Here is a 5,623-nt window from a genome sequence, read left to right on the forward strand (position 1 = left end):
ACCCCTAAAACGCGAAAGGGCCACCCAGCATTGGGTGGCCCTTTCTCGAAAGAAGTCCGGCGGTGTCCTACTCTCCCACAGGGTCCCCCCTGCAGTACCATCGGCGCTGTGAGGCTTAGCTTCCGGGTTCGGAATGTAACCGGGCGTTTCCCTCACGCTATGGCCGCCGAAACACTATTGATGTTTCAATCAGCATAACAAAGTCATTGTCATGCGGTTCTCGACCGTACATCGAGAACCACTCAGTGGACGCAAGCACCAAAAACGGTGTGTTATCAAGTCATCGGCTTATTAGTACGAGTCAGCTACACGTGTTACCACGCTTCCACATCTCGCCTATCAACCCAGTAGTCTGGCTGGGAGCCTCTCGCCCGAAGGCATGGAAGTCTCATCTTGAGGCCGGCTTCCCGCTTAGATGCTTTCAGCGGTTATCCATCCCGAACGTAGCTAATCAGCGGTGCTCTTGGCAGAACAACTGACACACCAGAGGTTCGTCCAACCCGGTCCTCTCGTACTAGGGTCAGATCCTCTCAAACTTCCTACGCGCGCAGCGGATAGGGACCGAACTGTCTCACGACGTTCTAAACCCAGCTCGCGTACCGCTTTAATGGGCGAACAGCCCAACCCTTGGGACCTACTCCAGCCCCAGGATGCGACGAGCCGACATCGAGGTGCCAAACCATGCCGTCGATATGGACTCTTGGGCAAGATCAGCCTGTTATCCCCGAGGTACCTTTTATCCGTTGAGCGACAGCGCTTCCACAAGCCACTGCCGGATCACTAGTCCCGACTTTCGTCCCTGCTCGACCTGTCAGTCTCACAGTCAAGCTCCCTTGTGCACTTACACTCGCCACCTGATTGCCAACCAGGTTGAGGGAACCTTTGGGCGCCTCCGTTACTTTTTGGGAGGCAACCGCCCCAGTTAAACTACCCACCAGGCACTGTCCCTGAACCGGATTACGGTTCGAAGTTAGATATCCAGAGTGACCAGAGTGGTATTTCAACAATGACTCCACATGAACTGGCGTCCATGCTTCAAAGTCTCCCACCTATCCTACACAAGCCACACCGAACACCAATACCAAGCTGTAGTAAAGGTCACGGGGTCTTTCCGTCCTGCTGCGCGTAACGAGCATCTTTACTCGTATTGCAATTTCGCCGAGTTCGCGGTTGAGACAGTTGGGAAGTCGTTACGCCATTCGTGCAGGTCGGAACTTACCCGACAAGGAATTTCGCTACCTTAGGATGGTTATAGTTACCACCGCCGTTTACTGGGGCTTAAATTCTCAGCTTCGCCTTGCGGCTAACCGGTCCTCTTAACCTTCCAGCACCGGGCAGGCGTCAGTCCGTATACATCGTCTTGCGACTTGGCACGGACCTGTGTTTTTAGTAAACAGTCGCTACCCACTAGTCTCTGCGGCCTCCAAACGCTTTCGGAGCAAGTCCTAATACGTCGAAGGCCCCCCTTCTCCCGAAGTTACGGGGGCATTTTGCCGAGTTCCTTAACCACGATTCTCTCGATCTCCTTGGTATTCTCTACCTGACCACCTGAGTCGGTTTGGGGTACGGGCAGCTAGAACCTCGCGTCGATGCTTTTCTTGGCAGCATAGGATCACCCACTTTTCATCCGCATCGTGTCTCAGCCTATGTGAGCGACGGATTTGCCTATCGCTCGGCCTACGCACTTGCACCAGGACTACCATCGCCTGGCTGGGCTACCTTCCTGCGTCACACCTGTTAATACGCTAACCGCACCAGCATGGGGTCGAGCGTTCACCAAGACGTCATCACCCCGAAGGGATCCGATCATTCCTGGCTAGGACTCTTAGCACCACTGGATTAGCTTGGGCGGTTCTTCGCCGGTACGGGAATATCAACCCGTTGTCCATCGACTACGCCTGTCGGCCTCGCCTTAGGTCCCGACTTACCCAGGGAAGATTAGCTTGACCCTGGAACCCTTGGTCTTTCGGAGGACGTGTTTCTCACACGTCTTTCGCTACTCATGCCTGCATTCTCACTCGTGTAGCCTCCACGGCTGGTTCACACCGCCGCTTCGCTGGCCACACGACGCTCTCCTACCCATCAATACGGCTGGACCACGAAGGCCTACCAAAAATATCAATGCCACAGCTTCGGTGGCGTGCTTGAGCCCCGTTACATTGTCGGCGCGGAATCACTTGACCAGTGAGCTATTACGCACTCTTTCAAGGGTGGCTGCTTCTAAGCCAACCTCCTGGTTGTCAAGGCAACTCCACATCCTTTCCCACTTAGCACGCGCTTAGGGACCTTAGATGGTGGTCTGGGTTGTTTCCCTCTCGACTATGAAGCTTATCCCCCACAGTCTCACTGCTGCGCTCTCACTTACCGGCATTCGGAGTTTGGCTGACGTCAGTAACCTTGTAGGGCCCATCGGCCATCCAGTAGCTCTACCTCCGGTAAGAAACACGCAACGCTGCACCTAAATGCATTTCGGAGAGAACCAGCTATCACGAAGTTTGATTGGCCTTTCACCCCTATCCACAGCTCATCCCCTCAGTTTTCAACCTAAGTGGGTTCGGTCCTCCACGCGCTCTTACACGCGCTTCAACCTGGCCATGGATAGATCACTTCGCTTCGGGTCTAGGACATGCGACTGAATCGCCCTATTCAGACTCGCTTTCGCTACGGCTACCCCACTCGGGTTAACCTCGCCACATATCGCTAACTCGCAGGCTCATTCTTCAAAAGGCACGCTGTCACCCCTACTAAGGAGGCTCCAACGGTTTGTAAGCAAACGGTTTCAGGTACTATTTCACTCCCCTCCCGGGGTACTTTTCACCTTTCCCTCACGGTACTTGTCCGCTATCGGTCATCTGGGAGTATTTAGGCTTATCAGGTGGTCCTGACAGATTCACACGGGATTTCTCGGGCCCCGTGCTACTTGGGATACTCTTCGCGCCAAGGGAGGCATTTCGACTACGGGGTTGGCACCCTCTTTGACCGGCCTTTCAAGACCGTTCGTCTATACCTTCTTGTAACGCCGGCTGCTCGGCAGAGCAACCTGAAAAGTCCCACAACCCCGAATACGCAACTCCTGCCGGATATCACACGTACTCGGTTTAGCCTGTTCCGGTTTCGCTCGCCACTACTAACGGAATCGCGGTTGCTTTCTCTTCCTGTGGGTACTGAGATGTTTCACTTCCCCACGTTCCCTCTACCCGCCCTATATATTCAGGCGGGAGTCACTAGGTCGGCAAGCCGCCCAGCGGGGTTTCCCCATTCGGAGACCCTCGGATCAAAGTGTGCTTATCCACTCCCCGAGGCTTATCGCAGATTGCTACGTCCTTCTTCGGCTCCAGATGCCAAGGCATCCACCGTTTGCTCTTAAAGACTTGAAATCACATGAGTTTTATCAGAATCGACGTCGAACCGAAGTCCGACATGAAATTGACTAATGATCTTTAAGATCATCTATATGAACTGACCGAAGTCAGCTCAAAGATGCTCGCGTCCACTGTGTAGTTCTCAAAGTACGGGCGGTACCCTCACCTCATGCCGAAAACGGCAATCAGAAAAGGCCCTGAGGTTCGTCTGCACCGAGCAAAAAGCCCGAGCGCATCCGGTCCCTCAGGACCCAACAGCGTGCATATGCCGGCAGCGTCACCAGAACCCTTCCAACTGCAAGCAGCGTACTAAGTTCGAGATCCCCCGATCGGCACCAAGTCAAATGTTCCACCCATGAGCTACCAGTCGAGAACATTCGTCCCGAATCTGGCGCCTGGACACCCCGAAGAGTGCCAGATGCTCCTTAGAAAGGAGGTGATCCAGCCGCACCTTCCGGTACGGCTACCTTGTTACGACTTAGTCCTAATTACCGATCCCACCTTCGACGGCTCCCTCCACAAGGGTTAGGCCACCGGCTTCAGGTGTTACCGACTTTCATGACTTGACGGGCGGTGTGTACAAGACCCGGGAACGTATTCACCGTGGCGTTGCTGATCCACGATTACTAGCGACTCCGACTTCATGAGGTCGAGTTGCAGACCTCAATCCGAACTGGGACCGGCTTTTTGGGATTCGCTCCACCTTACGGTATTGCAGCCCTTTGTACCGGCCATTGTAGCATGCGTGAAGCCCAAGACATAAGGGGCATGATGATTTGACGTCATCCCCACCTTCCTCCGAGTTGACCCCGGCAGTATCCCATGAGTTCCCACCATTACGTGCTGGCAACATAGAACGAGGGTTGCGCTCGTTGCGGGACTTAACCCAACATCTCACGACACGAGCTGACGACAACCATGCACCACCTGTTTACGAGTGTCCAAAGAGTTGACCATTTCTGGCCCGTTCTCGTATATGTCAAGCCTTGGTAAGGTTCTTCGCGTTGCATCGAATTAATCCGCATGCTCCGCCGCTTGTGCGGGTCCCCGTCAATTCCTTTGAGTTTTAGCCTTGCGGCCGTACTCCCCAGGCGGGGAACTTAATGCGTTAGCTGCGTCACGGAATCCGTGGAATGGACCCCACAACTAGTTCCCAACGTTTACGGGGTGGACTACCAGGGTATCTAAGCCTGTTTGCTCCCCACCCTTTCGCTCCTCAGCGTCAGTTACGGCCCAGAGATCTGCCTTCGCCATCGGTGTTCCTCCTGATATCTGCGCATTCCACCGCTACACCAGGAATTCCAATCTCCCCTACCGCACTCTAGTCTGCCCGTACCCACTGCAGGCCCGAGGTTGAGCCTCGGGGTTTCACAGCAGACGCGACAAACCGCCTACGAGCTCTTTACGCCCAATAATTCCGGATAACGCTTGCACCCTACGTATTACCGCGGCTGCTGGCACGTAGTTAGCCGGTGCTTTTTCTGCAGGTACCGTCACTTTCGCTTCTTCCCTGCTAAAAGAGGTTTACAACCCGAAGGCCGTCGTCCCTCACGCGGCGTTGCTGCATCAGGCTTGCGCCCATTGTGCAATATTCCCCACTGCTGCCTCCCGTAGGAGTCTGGGCCGTGTCTCAGTCCCAGTGTGGCCGGTCACCCTCTCAGGCCGGCTACCCGTCGACGCCTTGGTGAGCCGTTACCTCACCAACAAGCTGATAGGCCGCGAGCTCATCCCTGACCGAAATTCTTTCCAGCTGCTGAAGATGCCTTCGCAGCTCGTATCCGGTATTAGCAGCTGTTTCCAACTGTTATCCCAGAGTCAGGGGCAGATTGCTCACGTGTTACTCACCCGTTCGCCACTGATCCAGCAGAGCAAGCTCCACCTTCACCGTTCGACTTGCATGTGTTAAGCACGCCGCCAGCGTTCATCCTGAGCCAGGATCAAACTCTCCGTAAAGAAATTTTGCTGACCACGACCGGAAAAAGGTCGAAGCAGCGAGTTTGAACTGACCAAATGGATGTCATTGCTGACATATCCGTTGCCGACCCGAAGGCCGGACTTTGATCCAAAGGAATCTCATCCAGCCGAAGCTGGAACGAGGTAATTTGGCATTTGACAAGTGCACGCTGTTGAGTTCTCAAGGATCGGATGCTCCTGCTACTCGGCCTCTCGGCTCTGCCCGCAGGGCAACTTCACTATCTTACATGTCGCTCCGCGCCTGTCAAATCAGCGTTCCCGACAAAATGTCAGGAACAGCAGTCATC

General features: G+C 54.6%; 3 rRNA genes. All 3 read right to left on the reverse strand.

Annotation, left to right across the window (positions count from 1 at the left end):
• Positions 1-54 precede the first annotated feature (54 nt).
• A 5S ribosomal RNA gene (gene rrf, locus AC25Y0_RS12900) occupies positions 55-171 on the reverse strand.
• Positions 172-271: 100 nt separating this feature from the next.
• Positions 272-3,377, reverse strand: a 23S ribosomal RNA gene (locus tag AC25Y0_RS12905).
• A gap of 414 nt (positions 3,378-3,791) precedes the next feature.
• Positions 3,792-5,315, reverse strand: a 16S ribosomal RNA gene (locus AC25Y0_RS12910).
• Together the 16S, 23S and 5S rRNA genes form the textbook arrangement of a ribosomal RNA operon.
• Between the last annotated feature and the right edge of the window lie 308 nt (positions 5,316-5,623).

Source organism: Microbacterium sp. Y547, assembly GCF_057669785.1.